Origin of the sequence: Paenibacillus sp. FSL P4-0338 (assembly GCF_038002365.1) — a bacterium.
Taxonomy (GTDB): Bacteria; Bacillota; Bacilli; order Paenibacillales; family Paenibacillaceae; genus Paenibacillus_AQ.
This window is the reverse complement of record NZ_JBBOCG010000002.1, coordinates 1,393,722-1,412,011: the sequence shown is the minus strand read 5'-3', so window position 1 is coordinate 1,412,011 and position 18,290 is coordinate 1,393,722. Positions and strand designations below refer to the sequence as shown.

Sequence of the window (18,290 nt, the reverse complement as noted above, 5' to 3'; positions counted from 1 at the left end):
TATGTACCCATAACGGAGGTTATTACATGATTTTTTCCAACTACTTCAGAACTCCTCTGGAACAATGGATTGAGGAACAGTACCTGTTAGGTGGCATCTTGACTCCACACGATCTTGATATAGACAAAATCGCGATGACCTTTGGAGTAGACATCATTTATCACGATAATAGCCCTTTCAGCGAAAATGAGGATAAGGTTATCTTTCTCGACAGGCGGGATGATTACATTGAGCAGCGAAAGATCTTTTTCCACGAGCTTTGTCATGTAATTCGTCACTCCGGTGATCAGCGGTGGATGCCGGAACTGTTCCGTGAAGCCCAGGAATATGATGCGAATCAGTTCGCTCTATATGCAATGATCCCATTCTATATGCTTGAACAGATGCAGTTGCCCGTGAACCGAAGTCAAGTGATTAGCTTGCTGGTCAGCGAATTCCACGTATATCTGGATTTTGTTAAATTACGCCTCAATCAAATTGAAGATCGAATAACCGAGTCAAAATTAATGTCGACCTTTACATATACCGGGAAGTCTTCGGACAATCATGCTACAACCATTAACGAATCCTCTATGACTGGCCTCGATTACCTCCAGCAGCCTCGTATTCGTTCCTTGTATGGATTAGAAGATCTCTCCCGCCCGGAAGCCTTGGTCATCGAGCAACGTCACGGGTTCAACTGGGATGAGCCTTTGCTTCTCAATGTGGAGCGATCCTACAAGCTTCATGATTCGTCATTCTATCGTTCCAGACAAGATGCTACCGTTCTCCCTGGCGATCTATCCCTCCCCCCAAACCAAAGAGGATACGTAACGATCAACTTGTCACGTGTAGCCTGGCGACATGGCCAGAACGTAACACGCCTCATTCTACCGATAGAAGCCGTCGATGACGCCCTCAATTTTTAACACAAGGAGTGTTGGTTTTGAAAACAGCCATTTATATACGTGTCTCTACAGATATGCAAGTCGAAGATGGCTTCTCCATTGAAGGCCAGCGTACTCGTTTGAATAGCTTTGCTGAGTCGCAGGACTGGGAGATCTATGACTTTTACATTGATGACGGGTATTCTGCTAAGGATCTCAAGCGGCCTGAAATGCAACGAATGCTGCAGGACATGGAGGATAAAAAGTTCGAAGTGGTTCTTGTCTATAAACTTGACCGACTTACCCGATCCGTTGCTGACCTTCACGCTCTTCTAAAGACATTTGACTTATACAGCGTCAAATTTAAGAGTGCTACAGAGATTTTTGAGACCACTACAGCCATGGGGCGGTTCTTCATTACACTCGTCGGTGCAATGGCTGAGTGGGAGCGTGGAACGATCTCAGAGCGCGTGCGCTTTGGTATAGAGCAGATGGTGCGCGAAGGACGTAGACCAGGAGGTGTATTGCCCTACGGGTATACTCAAGAAGGCAAATTAATCCCCGAGGAAAGTGTGCTCATTCGTGAAGCCAGAGATTTATATATGACGGGGCTGGGATATAAATCCGTCGCTATGCGGCTAAATCGTGCGGGTAAACTACGAAGAGGCCAAGAGTGGACTTCTGCAACAGTTGCTTATACGATTGAGAATCCATTTTATGCTGGAATCATCCGATTAGGCTCTAAAACTGCAGAAGGTAAATATGTGAATTCTAAGCGGGACGAGAGAGTAAAGAATCTGTACGGTGATTCTCCATACCCGGCGATATTTACTCGGGCTGAATATGAGGAGACTAAAAAATTCATGGATCGTAAAACGCACGGTGGGTACAGTCAGATCAAAACGTATTGGTTCAGCGGAGTACTACGTTGTGGTCGCTGCGGAGGAGCCATGTTTGGGCGGCTCACGACAAAGCGTTCAACGACAAAAGGAATAGTCCGGACACAATACTACATTTGCTCGAACAAGCACCATGGCAACACCTGTGATATGCCTATTTTTCGTCAGGTGCATGTGGAGCACCTGGTCATGGAATACATCAATAAAGTTCAAGAAGATATGGACAAGCTTAAGATGGAATCCTTGGAGATGGCCGCTGAAGAAAGTAAGAAGACGACTGAGATCGATAAAGCCAAACGGGAGCTGGCAAAGATTGCAGAGCGGCGAGAGAAGTGGCAGTACATGTTTGTGGAGGGCTTGATAACTAAAGAAGCTGTCCGGCAAAAGATGACTGAAGAGGATGCAGCAGAAAAAGAAGTGCGGCAGAGAATTGCCAGTAATCAAAAATCATTATCTGGTATTCCTAAACTTGTAGAACTCGCAGGTTTGGCAGAGGCTTGGCACTATTTGGATGATGATGAGAAAAAGGATTATGTCTACACAATTTTCAATCGCATTGAAGTGAATACGGATCTAACGCGCCCGAAAGGTGTTAAAAACAAGTTCTTTGATGCTTATATTCAAGAGGTGTTGTTTAATTAATGCCATTTTATAATCGACGGGGAACCGTCATGGCCGGTGTTCATCGCCTGCAGCATATCCAGACATTCAGCTCCACGCACCTCGCCGACGACAATCCGGTTCGGCCGCATCCGCAGCGAGGTGCGGATCAGGTCACGAATGGTGATCTCCCCCCGCCCCTCCGTGTTAGCATTCCGGGTCTCCAGGGAGACCAGATTCGGAACCGTAACGATCTGCAGCTCTGCCGAATCCTCCACCGTAATGACACGCTCCTGCGGCGGGATGTATTGCGATAGAGCATTCAGAAAGGTTGTTTTCCCTGAGCCAGTCCCCCCGCTGATGAAAATATTGTATTTGGCAGTAACCAGAATCTGCAGCAGCTCAGCCGCTTCCTCCGAGAGCGCTTCACGTCTCACCAGCTCTGCCATCGACATCGGTGTCTCCGGGAATTTGCGGATGGTCATGGCTGGACCCTTCAGCGCTGCAGGCGGCAGTACGATATTGACACGCGAGCCATCCTGCAGCCGCGCATCTACAATCGGCGAGGATTCATTGACCACACGGTTGACGCCGGAGACGATAATCTGAATGATATCCTCCAGTCTGCTCCCCGATTCAAAAGCCAGCGGCAGCCTGCGGATCATGCCCTCTTCCTCAATAAAGATCTCCTCATGGCTGTTGATCATAATCTCGGTGATCGCCGGATTATCCACCAGCGGCTGAAGAATATCCAGCCCCCGGAAGGAATCGAACAGCTTCTTCACCAGCCCGTGCTTCTCCTGGGCAGTCAGGAGGCGTAATTGCTCCCGCTCCAGAATGATCCGTTCGATATAAGCTGCCAGCTCATCATTCCCGATGACCGAGGTAACATCCAGCCCTGCCCGGATATCGCTGCGCAAGGCACGGAACATCTCTTCATTCATACAGGAATCCCGGTGAACACCAAAGGCAATTCTGGCTCTACGATAGCTCTGGAGAGCTGCTGAATACCGTCGATGAATTGGGGAGAGCTTAGGCAGAGTTCTCCATAATGCTGTAAACCCCAGGATGGAATATACGGAAGTACAGCATCCAACCGGAGGGCAGCGGATAGCGGACCTTCACTATCTGCTCCGGTACAGCCGTTCATAACGAATCGGCTCCTGTTCACCAGCTCCGGCTGCATGCCGGAGTGCGGACTGGCAATATAATCGAGCCAGCGTTCCGTCTTACGGATACTGGCCTGGTCATTCTTCAGCACCCACAGCAGAATGCCGCATCTGTTCAGAACAGCCTGGGCCCGCTCCTCCTCAATAGCGCCGGTGTCTACAATAACCACATCATAGCTTCCAGCTCCGGCCAGCCCCTCCAGGAGATCCATTGTATCCTGCCGCGACATCTGGAGCATCTCCTTGAAATTCTCCACCGGCCGGAAAGCATCACACCGCAGACTGTCATGTCTGAACGCATAATCGGTCCATTTCGGCTGCCCTCTTCCTCCCTTATTCTCTGGCCTTCCGGCCTTAAGCTCATATAAAAGCCGCTCCAGACCGGGAACATGGCTCCCCGGCATACGCAGGATGAATCCGCTGCTGTCCACACTCTCCAGATTAAGATAGAACACGGACAGGCCAACTGCTCCAAGCTGCTTCGCCATGTTCAGTGCTACCGTGGTTTTGCCGCTGCCGCCGCTGGCCGAGACGATCCCGAGCAGCAGCGTTGCTTCCTTAGGCAGAGCAGCCGTCCGGACACGCTTCTGATCGCTCAACTGGAGAATCGCTTCCATTAGCGCCGGCAGAGCCTGATACTTGGCAATATGCCTTTCCCCCGCCAGATCCCGGCCATTCGGCAATTCTCCGCCTTCACTTAAGACAGCCCAGGGAACGGTACTTCTCCCTTCCACCAGCCAGGCTTCAATGAAAGACGGGTCAGCGGCAACCGCATCCGGCAGCTCGTCACCTGTCATAAATTCCATAAAAGCGTCCAGTCTGCTGAAAGCCGTAATCCGCAGCATCTCTCCATATTCGCTATGGTGAAGATAATGAAGCAGCGGTTCAATATACTGGCTCTCCCGGACTGCAAGTACGATTCTTGCCGTCATGAAATCCTCCTCCTCTCTTGGATACATAAGAAAAAGAACAGCAAAAAAGCACCGCCAATAACCGTGAATACGGTCATTGAACGGTGCTTCCGTTACTGTTCCTGTAATTTACTGCTATAGTAGCATATATATAAGAGGTCGGCAATAACTTTTTCTCCACTATTTGAGAGAATCCCTCAGAATCCCCCTTACCGGCTACAGAAATCTGCGCTTCATATCCGGTGTCGGCAGCAGACACTGCTCATCCCGGCCGAACCAGCGGTAGCGGTTCCTGGCCACAATCTTGTACATCGCGTTACGCAGCGGCCCAGGAATCAGGATGAACACATAGGCGGCAGGCCACGGAAACCGGAGTCTGCGGGCAATCCTCAGCACTGCAGCCGATTTCGTATAATACTTGCCGTCTTCTATCAGTACCACAGTATCCAATTGCTGCTCCGGCAGACCGCCTGCCTTAAGCAGTTCCCGGGCCGCATCACTCTGCAAGGAGGCAAATTTGAAGTTCGCCTTGGGATCACGCGGAATAATGAACCGGACGATTCCCTGGCACAGATGACAGACCCCGTCAATCAGCACAATAGATTCACCCTGTATTCCCTTCCGCTCCTCAGCCACATCACCGCCCCCTTCCTCTTACGCATAGTGTAACATTTAGTTCCCCTTTTGAAAAAAAACAAAAAACGCGGGATAGCTCCCGCGCCTACAACGTCCGTTCGTCTAATTATTCAGCAATTGCTTTGTTAATCCATTCGTCCCCGGTCATTTGCTCTTCGAAATCAGCAGTGAAGGATTCCATGCATTTGCAAATGAAATCTTTGCGGCATACCGGACAAGGAGTCTTGAGCAGGCGGCTGATGTTCGTCATTTTCCATTCCGGAAACCGGTTGTAGAACGCGCGGCACTCCGTTCCGTCAGCAAGCTTGATAATGAACTCGTACAATCCTTCCTTATCATTGCTGCTGGCTTTGGTCACATTCGTAATACTCGGTTTGTAAGACATCTTCATCACCCATTATTTAAATTTTTGGTAGTTAATAGCACGCGCGACATTAACAGATACTTAGACATATTAAAGAATTTCCGGGGTGATGTCAACCAAAGTACAAGCTCCTGCACGCTATTTACCACACTTCCGGCCTTCTCAGACTCTATTTAGCCATTATTCCCAGCTTTGTCCATTCTTACCCGTGGTTCTGCGCTCAACATAATGAAAGACCAGACATTGAATGTCTGGTCTTTCAGATAACCATGCTATTCAATTTCACATTGCTATCTATCGCTACAAAACGTTCAACTCAACCTCAATGTTTCCGCGGGTCGCCTTGGAGTACGGGCAGAAATCATGGGCTTTCTTAGCCAGATCCTCTGCCACAGAGCGCTCAATACCCGGCAGCTTCACATCCAGCTTCACGGCCAGCTTGAAGCCTCCATCGCTCTCGTCCTTGCCGATCAGCACATTCGAGGTAATCTCGACATCCTGCAGCTTTACGCCTTCTTTACGGGCAATATTAGCAAGGGCACTCTCATAACACGCACCATAGCCCGCCGCGAACAGCTGCTCCGGATTTGTGCCGGCACCACCAGGACCGCCAAGCTCCTTCGGGATTTTGAGATCATGCTTCAGCGCTCCGTCGGACGATTCCACCGAACCTTCACGGCCTCCGCGAACCTTGGCTGAAGCTGTATATAGGGGTTTTAGTTTCAATGTACTCATCTTTAACTCTCTCCTTTTAACACAAATTTTGTAAGAACACTTATCCTTAACTTAAACAACCTCACATTTTTGAAACGATTGGGGCAGATTGTTACCTTTTAAAACTTGCTTCCGGCGGTGAATAGTGTACAATTAAATTGTGATAAATCAATGTTCGGGAGGAATCATTCATGAATGTCCATGATTTTGAAGCCAACACCCTGCGGGGCCAGGAAGAATCACTCTCCAAGTACAAAGGCAAGGTTCTGCTCGTCGTGAATACAGCCAGCAAGTGCGGACTTACCCCGCAATATAAGGGTCTCCAGGAAGTGTACGATAAATTCAAAGACCGTGGTTTTGAGATTCTGGGCTTCCCAAGTAACCAGTTTGCCGGACAGGAGCCGGGTGAGAGCGAGGATATTGCCGAGTTCTGCGAGATCAATTACGGTGTATCCTTCCCGATGTACGAGAAAATCAATGTCAAAGGCGCCGACGCCCATCCCCTGTTCAAGTATCTGACTAAAGAGGCACCTGGTGTACTCGGCTCGAAGAGTATCAAATGGAACTTCACCAAATTCCTGGTGGACCAGGAAGGCCGTGTGCTGAAGCGGTTCGCCCCGCAGACAACACCTGATCAGATCGAAGAGGATATAGAGAAGCTGCTGCGCTAGAGCGGGTTCAACAAAAAAAGCTGATATCCTTGAATCATCAAGGATATCAGCTTTTTTGAAATATATGCGGTAGAGAGGACTCGAACCTCCACGGGTATACACCCACTACCCCCTCAAGATAGCATGTCTGCCATTCCACCACTACCGCGCGGTGTGTCTAACGTTGATGCATTGTTTGAGGCCAACATTCAATATTATAAATCGGTAAAATAATCCTCGCCGCTTTCCTGAATCGTTTGGGGCTGCTTACCCAGGATTAGCCAATCCAAGCTCACATGAAAAAATGCAGCAATCTCAATCAGCTTATGTGTACCGGGCGTAGATTTGCCGCGTTTCCAGTCTCCCATATTGCCGGTGCTGATTCCGAGCTGTGCACAGAAGGATTTCTTCGTAATTCCTTGCCGTTTAATCAATAATACAATACGTTCATAGATGGATTGCATCAGCCAACTGCCTCCCCCAACAGCAAACGCCCTATTACTGCCTACGGCTGGGCCATCAAGCAACGTCTGGCAGAACTGCACTTGGATCAGAAGAAATTCTGTGAATTACACGACATCCCACCCTATCGGCTGTCCAACCTGATTCACGGCACCCGCAAGGCAGACAGATACCGCCGTCAAGTCGCAGAGTTGTTGAACCTGCCGCCATCTTAGTACCAACTGGAACAGCAGCTCCCCAGGTATGAACCGACCGGCATTATTCTTCTTGTAGCTACTCTTATTCCATCTAATCCTGGAAAAATCCTTCTTTTCGCGCTTACACCACTCCATCTACAAAAAAACTCACCGGCTGGCATTATCCAAGACTGCCGTCCGGTGAGTCGTTAACATCGTAATTTTTATGAAAATACGTTTTAGAGCACCACCGGATCAGGTCATCCCGCTCTTTCTCATGAATCTTGATTAGCTGGTTCAGGACAAAAACCCGCTGCACAATATCCCCCGCAAAACGCAGCTGATTCGTGTAGTAATCGATTTCCCTTTGATAGGCCGAGTACTCTCCGTTGTTATGGGCAGAGTAAGCTTTTAACAATTGAAGGTGAAGGTCATAGATCTCAGAGTAATTCATTACCGTAGACTACCTCCCAGGTAAGGCGTTTACTAGTATTGTCTCCAAGATTGATAGGATTATACGATAGAGCTCCACTCTTCCTTTAGAATCGCATACTGATACGCATCATGCCATACAGGCTGCCCGTCATCTGTTCTTCTGAAAAAGGCTTTTTTCTTGAAATGACCCTCACGGCGCATATTCAATCGCTCCAGCAGTCTCCAGGAAGGTGCATTCTCAGGATTACACATAGCCGCCACCCGGTGAACACCCAATGCTTCAAATCCATATTGTAAAATTCTTTGGCAAGCCTCAGTGGCATAACCATGTCCATAAAATGCAGGGTTAAAGATGTAGCCTAGCATCCATGTTTTAAATTCAGCAGGTTCTTTTTGCTCAAAATAAATATGACCGATCATTTTATTGGTATCCTTCAAGCTAACGGCCCAGAAACTATCTCCACCCGCACGTTCCCTGGCTATATTCTTGCATTCCTCTTCACTGCTTACACCGCCCGGCTCGTATTCCAGCACCTGCTCTAATGACAAATACTCGTGTAAATCGCTCCAATCGTTTTCTGCAAATTCACGAACAATTAGCCTTTCCGTTTCCAGTAACATAGGATCGCCCTTTCATCCATCTTCGTTTCTTCCATTCTAAAGGTTTCAGGTAATTATCACCAGCTATAGCTTGATCAAGTTAGAATTCTTTGTAAATCACGTATTTCTTTCCATGAGACTAAATTAATATTCTCTTTTCTAAGCACTTTATTAATATCAGGATCTATTAGTAATAGATACTCAATCCCACGCTCGAAATAACAATTCGTTACAGACTTCAATTCTTCAGTTATTTTCGATGGATGTATAGTTAATTGTGTTATACCGGGCTTAATATTTTTGAGTAGCGTGAGCAACTGTCTCTTCATTTCTTCATATTCCACGGGCTTACAGCAGTAGGGCAAAGAAATTACATCATCAATAAACAAGATCCCACGTTTTCTTCCTGAATTAATTCTAATGCGAAAAGTTTCTTTTTGCTTGTTATTAAAAAATGGTTGTTCAATTATTCTTGTTGGTAAGTTAAAGGGGAGACGATATTTCTCGCATAGATCAAAGGTTATTTCTAAAAAATCATTGCCCGCATATAAACCCATAAGACTACCGCTATGACTATCAAGATGAGTTGGGTCAATTCCTAACATAGTGGCACTTTGTATCTGAGCCTCTAATTCAATTCTAACTTCTTCATCATCGGCATTTTCCTCTATGTATGAAATGTCAGTATGGAAGTTACCATCCTTATTGATTAAACTTTTCAATGATCTTTCTTGAAATACTGGACGATATAAATGATACTCACCGCTTGTTAAGGTAAGATGAATCCCGATATTATCTAGAATGTTTTGATTACTTAATTCAAGGGCTTCCCGCGCTGCTGGACAGGGAAACATTATAGATGTTGAGGTTATAGCTTGTTGTTCAAATAAACTAACAATTGCTTCATTAGTTCCCTTAGTTATTCCGAAATCATCAGCATTAATTATTAACAAACGGTCATCTGAAGAAAAACCTAATTTGCTTATCATAAAGATCTCCACCTTAATAAGTTTTTTGCAATCAAAAAAGAAAAACAGCAGGAATACAAAACACATTGTCGTGTGCGTATCCCTACTGTTTCAGAAAAATAAAATTAAAATAGTTAAACAATATTTATCGAAAAAAAAGCAAAAACCCTTGAACTACCAAGGATTTTTGCTCATTTGAAATATATGCGGTAGAGAGGACTCGAACCTCCACGGGTATACACCCACTACCCCCTCAAGATAGCGTGTCTGCCATTCCACCACTACCGCGCGGTGTGTCTAACGTTAATGCATTGTTTGAGGCCAACATTCAATATTATAAATCGGTTGCGCTCAAAAGTAAAGGTACCTGCTTAAGATTTTTCGCCGTCCGTATCCTGATCCTTGCGGTATTTGGTAAAGGCCAGATATTCCTTAATAAAGTTCTTCTCCTCCGGCAGCAGCTCTTCGGTTTGGCAATTCAATTGCCGCATTTGGCCAAAAAAATAATCCTCGCCGCTTTCCTGAATCGTTTGGGGCTGTTTGCCCAGGATCAGCCAATCTAAGCTCACATGAAAAAATGCAGCAATCTCAATCAGCTTATGCGTGCCAGGTGTAGATTTGCCGCGTTTCCAGTCTCCCATATTGCCGGTGCTGATTCCGAGCTGTGCACAGAAGGATTTCTTCGTAATCCCTTGCCGTTTAATCAATAATTCAATACGTTCATAGATGGATTGCATCAGCCAACTGCCTCCCCCAAAATATAATACGTAAAAACGTTATTTTTTATTGAAAAATGACGTAAAAAAGTATATAATTAACTATTATTATATCTTTACCTATTTTATATCATAGCGGCTGGATAGTCGATACGAGGTGAGCAATCTGAACAGCAAACGCCCTATTACTGCCTACGGCTGGGCCATCAAGCAACGTCTGGCAGAACTGCACTTGGATCAGAAGAAATTCTGTGAATTACACGATATCCCACCCTATCGGCTGTCCAACCTGATTCACGGCACCCGCAAGGCAGACAGATACCGCCGTCAAGTCGCAGAGTTGTTGAACCTGCCGCCATCTTAGTTCCAGTTGGAAGTAGCAGTTCTCCATATGTGGGCCAACCGACATTCTTCTTGTAGCTAATGTTATTCCACCTGATCCTGGCAAAATCCTGCTTTTCCCGCCCACTCTATTCATACACAAAGAAACCTCTCCTGTGAAATGGCTGAGCCGACTCCATTTCACTATAAGAGAGGTTTCTTTCCTGTTCTTTGCGGTCACTTACCCAATTTTAGTGAGTTAGCCTTTGACCGCTCCGCCGGTAAGTCCTCTGACCAGGGTCTTCGAGCCGAACAGGAAGAGAATAATCAGCGGCAGTGTACCCAGCGTAAGCCCCAGAATACTGGCTGAATAATCCGTGCGGAAGACCGTTGACAGATTAGCAATTCCCAGCGGCAGCGTGTACAGCTCAGGCTTGTTGATCGTCACCAGCGGCAGCAGATAACCATTCCAGGACCCAAGGAAGGAGATTAGCCCCAGGGTACTGATCGCAGGCATTAGAAAAGGAATAACAATTCGGGTGAGAATACCCGGTTCCGAAGAGCCGTCGATTCTTGCGCTCTCAATGACCTCTGTCGGGACAGAGGAGCGGATGAACTGGGTCATGAAGAATACGCCGAAGGCATTATTCAGACCGGCCAGAATCAGCGGCGCATGAGTGTTGTTAAGGTGGAACCACTTCATCTCCATCACATATGCAATCAGACCCAGATGACCGGGGATCATCATCGTCAGAAGAATGAAGCCATACAGTGCATTTTTACCCTTAAATTCATATTTGGCAAAAGCAAATCCGGTAATCGAGGCCACCCCGACCGTCACCAGAGTGAACAGTACAGCAACATAGAAGCTGTTCCAGTAATTCCGCAGGAAGCTGGCAGACATGATCGTCTTCAGGTTCTCCACCAAATAACCGCTGGGCAGGATCGGAAGCTGCTTGAACAGGTCTTCGGAATAATAGGTGCCCATCACAATCATCATATAGAACGGGAAGAGGAACGCGATAGCGATCAGAATAAGCAACAATACGGTAAAGAACTTCTTCGCTCTCATTTGTCGTCACCGTCCCTGTTGATCCATTTCATGCCAACCACCGAGAACAGGGCGATGAACAGGAAGGTGCCGTAAGCTATAGCCGCCCCTTTGCCGTACTTGAACGCACTGCCGTTGAAGGAAGCATCGAACATGTACCAGATCGGTGTGAAGGTGGAGCCGTCAGGCCCTCCTACCATACTGGAGCCGGAAGCCCAGCCGCTGAACAGCAGCATTGGTTCTTCCACCAGTTGCAGGCCGCTGATAATGGAAGTAATAATCAGGAACAGATTGATCGGCTTCAGCAGCGGAATCGTAATACGCGTGAACACATCTTTGGAGGAGGCTCCGTCGATTACAGCGGCTTCATAGATGGAGGTGTCAATACTGGCCATCCCCGCCGTGTAGAACATCACGAAATATCCAAGATTTTTCCAAAATACCATCAGGATAACTACCCAGCGGGAGGAGCTGGCGGAGCCCAGCCAATTGATCTTCTCCTGAATGATGCCCAGCTCCATCAGCATATTATTGAAGAAACCGCCCTGCCAGTCGAACAACAGAGAGAAGATAATCCCGACCGCGACCGGCGTTGTCATATAGGCACTGAATACACTTAGCCGGAAAAAGGTTTTGCGGCGGATCAGCTTGCTCTCGATAAGGCTGGCTACCAGCATGCCCATTAGGACAAGAGCCGGAAGATATACCGCCATGAAAATAATGACATTCAGCAGCGATTTCCAGAAGAAGGCGTCATGAAAAAATAGCTGTATATAATTACCAAGTCCGATGAAATTCCGGTTACCGTACAAATCCCAGTCTGTAAGACTGATGTACAACGTAAACAGGATTGGGAACAAGCTCAGTACGGCATAGGACAAGAAATAAGGGGTAATGAACAGGTACGGCCATTTGTTTTTACTGCTGATTCCATTTGATTTCTGCATCATTATTCAAATGTCAGCTCAGGGTGATTTTTCTTCAACTGTTCTTCCCACTTATCCAGGGCCTGCGCGGCATCGAAGCTGTTATCCTGTGCCATGACCTGCAACACCAGCTCCGACGAGCTGTAAATATCCTGATCGTATTTAGTCACCGCTTTGGACTTCATGTTCGGGAATACCTTCTCCACCCAGAACTTTCCTAGATCCTGTCCGCCGAAATATTCATCCGCCCCGGATGACAGCTTGGAGGTATCCTTGAAGAACGATTTCAACGGTAAAATGTAATCGGAGGTAGCGAAGTTGGCTTCAGCGCCTTCGTCTGTACCTAACAGCCAGTTGAGATACGCCCAGGCAGCATCTTTATTCTTGCTGTCCTTCCAAATACCGATAGTAGTACCGCCGTATGGATATCCGCCTTCCGGAGGCACCATCAGACCCCATCGGCCGTTGCTGGCCTTGTCGTTAGGCTTAATTACGAATTCTGGAGACCAGTTCGCTGCAGGATAAAAAATCACGTTGTCTTGCGAGTACGAAGCATTCCAAGTCGGAGACCACATCGCCAGCTTGCCCTCAGTGTTATTGTCGCGGATGGACTGCAGCTGAGTGAAGATCCTAAGCAGCTCTTGGGTATTCACCTTGGTTCCGTCAACAACTGCCGTTGTACCCTGGTTGGAGAGGATGGTATACGAATCCATGAGGCTTCCAAGCATGAATGTCTTGCCGCCGCTTTTCTCATAGACTTCCTTGCCCTTGGCAATAAAGGCATCCCAGTCAGTGAACATTGCCGTTAATGCATCAGGATCATCTGTCCCGAAGTATTCTTTAGCCAAATCACGCTTGTAAGCCAGCGCTCCAGGCGAGCCGGATTGCTCTAGACCCACAAGCTCTCCCTTACTGTTCGTCAGCAGCGGAAGCTCGAAGTCGAGCAGATTGGAGGTGTCGAATTTGTAGGGCTCTTCGGACAAGCTTTGCAGTACGTTAAGCTCATACAGAGCGCCGCGGAAGGCCGCTTCTCCCCAGATAATATCCGGCAGCCCGGAGCCGGCAGCGATGGAGGTCTGGATTTTTTTCAAATAATCCCCCGCCGAGACTTCGACGAACTCCAACTTGACGTTCGGGAACTTCTCGTTGAACTTCGCTCCGGTGCCTTCGAACCAGGCCTTGTCCCAGCCCCATACGGTCAATTTACCGGAAGCGTTCGCAGGATCACTTGAGTGATCCGCACTGTTTGTACTGCCGGAGTCTCCCGAAGTGTTGTTGCTTCCGTTGCCGCAGCCGGCCAGCACCAAGGTGAAGCATAACGTTAGAACAAGCGCTATAACCGATGCTTTTTTACTGAATAGATTGTGCAATTTAAGATCCCCCTTGCATCTGTTGTGACAGCGGGCGGTTCCTGTTAATGTCTTCCGTCCGTCTGTATAGTAGAACTATAAGCTTGAAGGGATCACCTAACAATTAGACGATCTGATGGTTTTGTATAAATAATGATAGTGCTTTTCACTCGGACGGTTGCTGCAGGACGGGCAGGAGAACAGACACTTTGGTGCCTCCCTGCTCACTTGACCGGATGACCAGGCGGCCTTCCTGCCCGTACAAATACTCGATTCGCTCCCGGATATTCCATAATCCAATCTGCTTCATAGCCCCTGAAGGGAGACGCGCAGGCGGCAGGGTTCCATTCATAATAGACCGGGCCTTCTCCTGGCTCATGCCGCAGCCGTCATCTCTGACCGAAACCAGCAGCCTTCCGCTGCGCTTACGGATAATGATCTCTATACGGCCTACAGTCTCTTTCTCTGAAAATCCATGAAAAATAGCATTTTCCACCAGCGGCTGAATCAGGCTTTTCGGAATATAGTCACCCTTCGCTTCGTCTTCTACGCTCCAGACTACCTCGAACCGGTCTGCATACCGGTACTTCTGAATCGTTACGAAGTGATTAATAATGTTCATCTCCTGCTCCACCGTGATATACAGACTGGTATCACCAATATTGACAGCATCATGCAGAATGCCAATGAAGGATTCAACCATTTCCTCAATAGCCGGGTAATTCTTTTTGCGGGCCAGATACACAACCGTATTTAGAGTGTTGTAGATGAAATGGGGATTGATCTGGGCGAATAACAGCTCTGCCGTCATTTTACGTTTCCAGCGCTCCTGCTCCACCCTTTCGCTCATCTGCCGCTCAATATCACCAAGCATCGTCTCAAAACCATTCTTCAGCACAGACAGCTCATCATTGCTGCGGAACGAGAGCTGAACATTATAGTTGCCCATAGACACCTGCTTCATCGCTTTGGTCATCTGCAGGATCGGACGGATAATATTCGAGATGATGGGGAGGAACAACAGGAAGCAGAGCACCAGACACAAGGCGAGGAAGATGGCCCAGTAGCGGACAATATAACCCACCCATTCATAGAACCGTTCATTGGAGGTGAACGTGGAGACGGACCAGTCCGATTTCTCAAAAGCGCTGGCCAGATAATAACCCTTGTCATGCTTAACGACTTGAATGTCCGGGCTGTCTGCGCTCAGCGTAGGGGCAGGCAGCTCTGTAGCGGTGCCTTGCTGGTAGAGCAATGATTGACCCGGGCCGATCCAGGCTACCTGGTCGAAGGACTGGCCCAAGTACTGGAATAGACTCTCAAAAGCAGTGTAATCAATATTTAATAGCAGCACTCCACCATACTGGGGATCGAAACGGATAAAGAAGCTGACGATTTTTTTGCTGTCGGGGTCGAGAATAATATGGGGAGCTGTGAACCCGCTTTTGGCATTGCTCTTCAGCGCTTCCTGATACCAATCCTCTTGCAGCAGCCGTTCAAAATAAGGGTCGATATACAGCGAGGACCAGAAAATCTTGCCGTCCGAGCGGACGATGGCCGAGCTCTCAAGGTAGTCACGCAGTACATTGAATTTAGTCAACTGGACGACGACATCTCTGTATGCGCTTAGCTCATCATACGTAGAGGAGTAGTTCAATCTTGCAGCGAACCGCTGAAGCAACTCATCGTTGACCATATTTGCGGCATATTTCTGTACATCGTCAATCAGGTGATTCATCTGATTCGTGGTCTGCTCCAGATGGATCGTATCTTCACGCAGGGCTTGCGCTTCGAGAATCGAAGAGAACTGCTCATACGCCAGTGCACTGATGGCCGTTACCGACAGCGTAACGATCAGAATAACGCTGCCGAGAATTTTATTCTTAATTTTTCGCATAGCTATTCGCTGCCCCTCTGCTGCAGGAAATCCTTGGGCTGTATACCCGTGGTTTTTTTGAAGACCTGACTGAAGTATTGGCTGGTTTTGTACCCTACTTTCTCCGATACCTCGTAGATTTTGTATTCACCGGTCTGCAGAAGCTTCTTCGCCAGCCCGATCCGATACTCCGTTGTGTAGTCGAGCAGAGACTTGCCCGTCTCCCGCTTGAAGGTTGTCCGAAGATGGATGCTGCTGATCTGCAGATGACCTGCGACCGTCTCCAGGGACAGATCGGGATCGGCGTAATTCCCGGCAACATACTCCATCGCCTTGTTGACCCAGCGGGAATACTGCTTCTGGCTCTGCCGCTGCTGCAAACATTCTTCAAGCATCCGGTACAAGCTGTTAACTACTTGCCGCGTGTCTGTACCCAGCACTTGATCAGGGCTGTTGCTTCCGTCCTTGCTTCTTGCTCCCCTGATCTCACCCATGACGGCGCGCAAATCTCCCAAATACGCCTGAGCGGCGATCTGGTCCAGACCCGTCTTCAGCCGTTCCAGCAGACTCCGTTCGGGGGATAACAGATATTGTCTGACCTCTTGGGCCATACGGGTAGCTTCCCGGGTTGAAGCTGCTTGCTCCAGCAGAAACACAGCACCGGGCGGCAAAAACACAGAATAATCATAAGCCTGCCTCATCGCCGCATATCTGAGGTCCGGCGGTTCTGCGCCATTACCTGCGGATATTATCACTCTGGGAAGGTTCCCCCGATAGAAAGACTCCAGGCAGAGCAGAACTTGGGCCGCGAGCTGCCGCAAGTTATAATGCTGGAGCAGCAGACTGCTGGAAGAGGATAACTTAAGCAGCAGGATGTATCCGCCTTCATCCATCTCCAGAAGTTGAAGCTCCTCCAAGTCCGTTGTCTGACGGCGGATCTCTTCTTCGACATTCTTCCATACGAGGGCCGTGCCACTACGTGCATTACTCCGGCTGCCGTCCAGCTTCAATGCAGCCTCCAGCTCGAAATACAGCAGCCCGGGCTGACCCTGCTGATAATCTGCCACGAGGCGGTGCAGCCGGGATTCCTTATTCTCTGCAGGAGCCTGATACTTGCCGGCCAGCATATCCTTAAGCAGGATATGGAGCGCATGTCCGTGCCCTTCTTCCTCGGCAGCTTCCGCTGCCAGACCTTCCTTCAGCAGCTTCAGCTGTTCCAGCAGGCGGCCCCGGCTAATCTCATGCTTAAGCAGATAATGGGCCGCGCGCAGCTCCAGGGCCTGACGGGCATAGTCGAAATCCCGGTAAGCAGTCAGAAAGATCAGCCGCGTTCTTGGGGCAAGCTGGACCACATGCCGTCCCAGCTCCAAGCCATCCATAGGTGACATGGAGATGTCGGTGATGATAATCTGCGGCCGTAATTCCTCGAACATCCGTAGCGCCATACGCCCGCTGGTCGCCTGAGCGACCACCCGGAAGCCATTCTCCTCCCACGGAACCGATTGGTAGACATGATCAAGTGCAAGCGGCTCATCATCCACAAGCATGACCGAAATCAATGAATTCACTGTAGAAATCCCCCGTTCCTGTCGAATCCTGATATATATGCAGGTATAACGGAACATGGAAGGGCTGTCAATGGAAATAGATTCCCTTTTCCGATAAGTTGGTCTACTTCGGATACGGCACTTTAAAGGGTGAAGTTGCCGGGTAGATTTGAACCACCTAGAAGATGCAACTGTGAGGCGCACGCAAAAAAGGCGCTTCTATCAGCGCCTGAAATGGATTCTTATTCAGCTCCTTACTAAGCGTCGCGATGAATTATCACTTCACTTTTTCAACATGGAATTCACTTCTGCTTCGCTATGTAACAAATCAGAAACAGTAGGTTGACCTCCTATTGCCCCATGTTTATGTGCTTTGAAGAAAGAATGTATAAGCGAACCTATATCAATGATTGCAACTTGTTCACTGAAACAGTTTATATCTGAACATATGGTTAATGAATACCCAACTTCTAGAAGATATGACTTAAAGTACCACTTTTTCCCGAATATCCATTTTTCACTTGCCATTTCGTCTCCTTCGACGGTAGAGAAACTTTCAAGTGGGATGGTCATCCCCTTGCCAATGGCTTTAATATAACTTTCTTTCGCTGTCCAAATCCGAAAGAACTGTAATAATCTATGCTCACCCATTTCAACTTTCAATATAGACCGGTATTCATCTTCCCTGAAAAATCGTAGCGCCAAATCGAGATGAACCTCATCTATTCGCTCTACATCTACTCCAATTTGGCTGGAAGGACCTGTAGCCAGAACGACCCAATCCCCAGAATGGGAAATGTTGAATCCAAGTCCCTGCTTGTTACCAAGCAGAACTGGCTTGCCAAAGCAATTAACAGCGATACTTATATCCTCTATAGGTCTATCCATCATTGAGGATAACACCATTCTCATTAACATATCTCCGGTTACACCCCGTAATTTATCTTGTAAAAATCGGAATTCCAGGTGCTTTTGACGTCTACCCTCCGGAAGATATGACAATATAGAATCCAGATATTTATAAGGGAATTGGGTTATCTGAACAGCGAATACT

At 48.0% G+C, this 18,290-nt stretch carries 19 protein-coding genes, 2 tRNA genes and 2 pseudogenes; 5 read left to right on the top strand and 18 right to left on the bottom strand.

Annotated elements, in window-relative coordinates; translation table 11 throughout:
• The first annotated feature begins 26 nt into the window (after nucleotides 1-26).
• Nucleotides 27-908, top strand: coding sequence for an ImmA/IrrE family metallo-endopeptidase (locus MKZ07_RS30045; RefSeq protein WP_341029147.1), 882 nt, complete (start codon nucleotides 27-29; stop codon nucleotides 906-908).
• A 17-nt stretch (nucleotides 909-925) separates the two neighbouring features.
• Nucleotides 926-2,407 (top strand): recombinase family protein, encoded by a 1,482-nt coding sequence (locus MKZ07_RS30040; RefSeq protein ID WP_051493778.1) that lies wholly within the window; start codon nucleotides 926-928, stop codon nucleotides 2,405-2,407.
• A gap of 14 nt (nucleotides 2,408-2,421) precedes the next feature.
• Here the strand turns inward: MKZ07_RS30040 and MKZ07_RS30035 are convergent.
• The 5 genes and pseudogenes from MKZ07_RS30035 to MKZ07_RS30015 form a co-directional block, all read right to left on the bottom strand.
• Nucleotides 2,422-3,309: pseudogene (locus tag MKZ07_RS30035) on the bottom strand (CpaF family protein); the annotation flags it as partial.
• The gene (locus MKZ07_RS30030; RefSeq protein ID WP_341029145.1) at nucleotides 3,306-4,466 is read right to left on the bottom strand and encodes a hypothetical protein; all 1,161 of its coding nucleotides are present in this window, start codon (nucleotides 4,464-4,466) and stop codon (nucleotides 3,306-3,308) included. The pseudogene MKZ07_RS30035 and the gene MKZ07_RS30030, both read right to left, overlap by 4 nt.
• A gap of 195 nt (nucleotides 4,467-4,661) precedes the next feature.
• A complete protein-coding gene (locus tag MKZ07_RS30025; RefSeq protein WP_076159050.1) occupies nucleotides 4,662-5,081 on the bottom strand; it encodes a thiol-disulfide oxidoreductase DCC family protein in 420 nt (139 codons plus the stop codon).
• Nucleotides 5,082-5,187: 106 nt separating this feature from the next.
• Nucleotides 5,188-5,466, bottom strand: coding sequence for a hypothetical protein (locus MKZ07_RS30020; RefSeq protein WP_036727511.1), 279 nt, complete (start codon nucleotides 5,464-5,466; stop codon nucleotides 5,188-5,190).
• Between the two features lie 279 nt (nucleotides 5,467-5,745).
• Nucleotides 5,746-6,180, bottom strand: a complete 435-nt coding sequence (locus MKZ07_RS30015) for an organic hydroperoxide resistance protein (RefSeq protein WP_036697152.1) — start codon at nucleotides 6,178-6,180, stop codon at nucleotides 5,746-5,748.
• Between the two features lie 170 nt (nucleotides 6,181-6,350).
• Here MKZ07_RS30015 and MKZ07_RS30010 point away from each other — a divergent pair, with 170 nt between their 5' ends.
• The gene (locus MKZ07_RS30010; RefSeq protein WP_036697153.1) at nucleotides 6,351-6,830 is read left to right on the top strand and encodes a glutathione peroxidase; all 480 of its coding nucleotides are present in this window, start codon (nucleotides 6,351-6,353) and stop codon (nucleotides 6,828-6,830) included.
• A 65-nt stretch (nucleotides 6,831-6,895) separates the two neighbouring features.
• On the opposite strand, the gene MKZ07_RS30005 is transcribed toward MKZ07_RS30010, so the two are convergent.
• Both MKZ07_RS30005 and MKZ07_RS30000 read right to left on the bottom strand, forming a co-directional pair.
• A tRNA-Leu gene (locus tag MKZ07_RS30005) sits at nucleotides 6,896-6,978 on the bottom strand.
• Nucleotides 6,979-7,036: 58 nt separating this feature from the next.
• A pseudogene (locus tag MKZ07_RS30000) lies at nucleotides 7,037-7,273 on the bottom strand (helix-turn-helix domain-containing protein); the annotation flags it as partial.
• On the opposite strand from MKZ07_RS30000, the gene MKZ07_RS29995 reads away from it, so the two are divergent.
• Nucleotides 7,268-7,486, top strand: a complete 219-nt coding sequence (locus MKZ07_RS29995) for a Rha family transcriptional regulator (protein ID WP_084648992.1) — start codon at nucleotides 7,268-7,270, stop codon at nucleotides 7,484-7,486. The pseudogene MKZ07_RS30000 and the gene MKZ07_RS29995 overlap by 6 nt on opposite strands.
• Before the next feature lie 142 nt (nucleotides 7,487-7,628).
• On the opposite strand, the gene MKZ07_RS29990 is transcribed toward MKZ07_RS29995, so the two are convergent.
• From MKZ07_RS29990 to MKZ07_RS29970, 5 genes are all read right to left on the bottom strand, one after another.
• Nucleotides 7,629-7,901: a hypothetical protein gene (locus MKZ07_RS29990; protein WP_036697158.1), complete on the bottom strand. Its 273-nt coding sequence runs from the start codon at nucleotides 7,899-7,901 to the stop codon at nucleotides 7,629-7,631.
• Between the two features lie 59 nt (nucleotides 7,902-7,960).
• Nucleotides 7,961-8,503 (bottom strand): GNAT family N-acetyltransferase, encoded by a 543-nt coding sequence (locus MKZ07_RS29985; protein ID WP_051493780.1) that lies wholly within the window; start codon nucleotides 8,501-8,503, stop codon nucleotides 7,961-7,963.
• Nucleotides 8,504-8,577: 74 nt separating this feature from the next.
• On the bottom strand, nucleotides 8,578-9,471 hold the full coding sequence (locus MKZ07_RS29980; RefSeq protein WP_341029139.1) for a polysaccharide deacetylase family protein: 894 nt from the start codon (nucleotides 9,469-9,471) through the stop codon (nucleotides 8,578-8,580).
• Nucleotides 9,472-9,655: 184 nt separating this feature from the next.
• Nucleotides 9,656-9,738: transfer RNA gene (locus MKZ07_RS29975), tRNA-Leu, on the bottom strand.
• 83 nt (nucleotides 9,739-9,821) lie between these two features.
• Nucleotides 9,822-10,187, bottom strand: a complete 366-nt coding sequence (locus MKZ07_RS29970; protein WP_036697161.1) for a helix-turn-helix domain-containing protein — start codon at nucleotides 10,185-10,187, stop codon at nucleotides 9,822-9,824.
• 145 nt (nucleotides 10,188-10,332) lie between these two features.
• Between MKZ07_RS29970 and MKZ07_RS29965 the strand changes: the two genes are divergently transcribed.
• Entirely contained in the window at nucleotides 10,333-10,530 is a 198-nt protein-coding gene (locus MKZ07_RS29965) for a hypothetical protein (RefSeq protein ID WP_036697411.1), read from the top strand.
• A gap of 216 nt (nucleotides 10,531-10,746) precedes the next feature.
• Here MKZ07_RS29965 and MKZ07_RS29960 read toward each other — a convergent pair whose 3' ends face one another.
• The 6 genes from MKZ07_RS29960 to MKZ07_RS29935 form a co-directional block, all read right to left on the bottom strand.
• Nucleotides 10,747-11,559 (bottom strand): carbohydrate ABC transporter permease, encoded by an 813-nt coding sequence (locus MKZ07_RS29960; RefSeq protein WP_036697164.1) that lies wholly within the window; start codon nucleotides 11,557-11,559, stop codon nucleotides 10,747-10,749.
• Nucleotides 11,556-12,488: a carbohydrate ABC transporter permease gene (locus tag MKZ07_RS29955; RefSeq protein ID WP_063829044.1), complete on the bottom strand. Its 933-nt coding sequence runs from the start codon at nucleotides 12,486-12,488 to the stop codon at nucleotides 11,556-11,558. The genes MKZ07_RS29960 and MKZ07_RS29955 overlap by 4 nt, the downstream gene beginning before the upstream one ends.
• Complete coding sequence (locus MKZ07_RS29950) at nucleotides 12,488-13,834, bottom strand: ABC transporter substrate-binding protein (RefSeq protein ID WP_341029136.1); 1,347 nt, start codon at nucleotides 13,832-13,834, stop codon at nucleotides 12,488-12,490. The genes MKZ07_RS29955 and MKZ07_RS29950 overlap by 1 nt, the downstream gene beginning before the upstream one ends.
• A 145-nt stretch (nucleotides 13,835-13,979) precedes the next feature.
• Complete coding sequence (locus tag MKZ07_RS29945) at nucleotides 13,980-15,710, bottom strand: sensor histidine kinase (RefSeq protein WP_341029134.1); 1,731 nt, start codon at nucleotides 15,708-15,710, stop codon at nucleotides 13,980-13,982.
• 2 nt (nucleotides 15,711-15,712) lie between these two features.
• Nucleotides 15,713-17,257: a response regulator gene (locus tag MKZ07_RS29940; protein WP_036697172.1), complete on the bottom strand. Its 1,545-nt coding sequence runs from the start codon at nucleotides 17,255-17,257 to the stop codon at nucleotides 15,713-15,715.
• A 261-nt stretch (nucleotides 17,258-17,518) separates the two neighbouring features.
• Nucleotides 17,519-18,238 (bottom strand): 4'-phosphopantetheinyl transferase family protein, encoded by a 720-nt coding sequence (locus MKZ07_RS29935; RefSeq protein ID WP_445670316.1) that lies wholly within the window; start codon nucleotides 18,236-18,238, stop codon nucleotides 17,519-17,521.
• Nucleotides 18,239-18,290 lie beyond the last annotated feature (52 nt).

What these genes read in the sequence shown, in the direction of transcription:
- MKZ07_RS30045 (WP_341029147.1), top strand. Translation starts at nt 27, where the DNA reads ATGATTTTTTCCAACTACTTCAGAACTCCTCTGGAACAATGGATTGAG.
- MKZ07_RS30030 (WP_341029145.1), bottom strand. Translation starts at nt 4,466, where the DNA reads ATGACGGCAAGAATCGTACTTGCAGTCCGGGAGAGCCAGTATATTGAA.
- MKZ07_RS30020 (WP_036727511.1), bottom strand. Translation starts at nt 5,466, where the DNA reads ATGTCTTACAAACCGAGTATTACGAATGTGACCAAAGCCAGCAGCAAT.
- MKZ07_RS30015 (WP_036697152.1), bottom strand. Translation starts at nt 6,180, where the DNA reads ATGAGTACATTGAAACTAAAACCCCTATATACAGCTTCAGCCAAGGTT.
- MKZ07_RS30010 (WP_036697153.1), top strand. Translation starts at nt 6,351, where the DNA reads ATGAATGTCCATGATTTTGAAGCCAACACCCTGCGGGGCCAGGAAGAA.
- MKZ07_RS29990 (WP_036697158.1), bottom strand. Translation starts at nt 7,901, where the DNA reads ATGAATTACTCTGAGATCTATGACCTTCACCTTCAATTGTTAAAAGCT.
- MKZ07_RS29985 (WP_051493780.1), bottom strand. Translation starts at nt 8,503, where the DNA reads ATGTTACTGGAAACGGAAAGGCTAATTGTTCGTGAATTTGCAGAAAAC.
- MKZ07_RS29980 (WP_341029139.1), bottom strand. Translation starts at nt 9,471, where the DNA reads ATGATAAGCAAATTAGGTTTTTCTTCAGATGACCGTTTGTTAATAATT.
- MKZ07_RS29970 (WP_036697161.1), bottom strand. Translation starts at nt 10,187, where the DNA reads ATGCAATCCATCTATGAACGTATTGAATTATTGATTAAACGGCAAGGG.
- MKZ07_RS29960 (WP_036697164.1), bottom strand. Translation starts at nt 11,559, where the DNA reads ATGAGAGCGAAGAAGTTCTTTACCGTATTGTTGCTTATTCTGATCGCT.
- MKZ07_RS29955 (WP_063829044.1), bottom strand. Translation starts at nt 12,488, where the DNA reads ATGATGCAGAAATCAAATGGAATCAGCAGTAAAAACAAATGGCCGTAC.
- MKZ07_RS29945 (WP_341029134.1), bottom strand. Translation starts at nt 15,710, where the DNA reads ATGCGAAAAATTAAGAATAAAATTCTCGGCAGCGTTATTCTGATCGTT.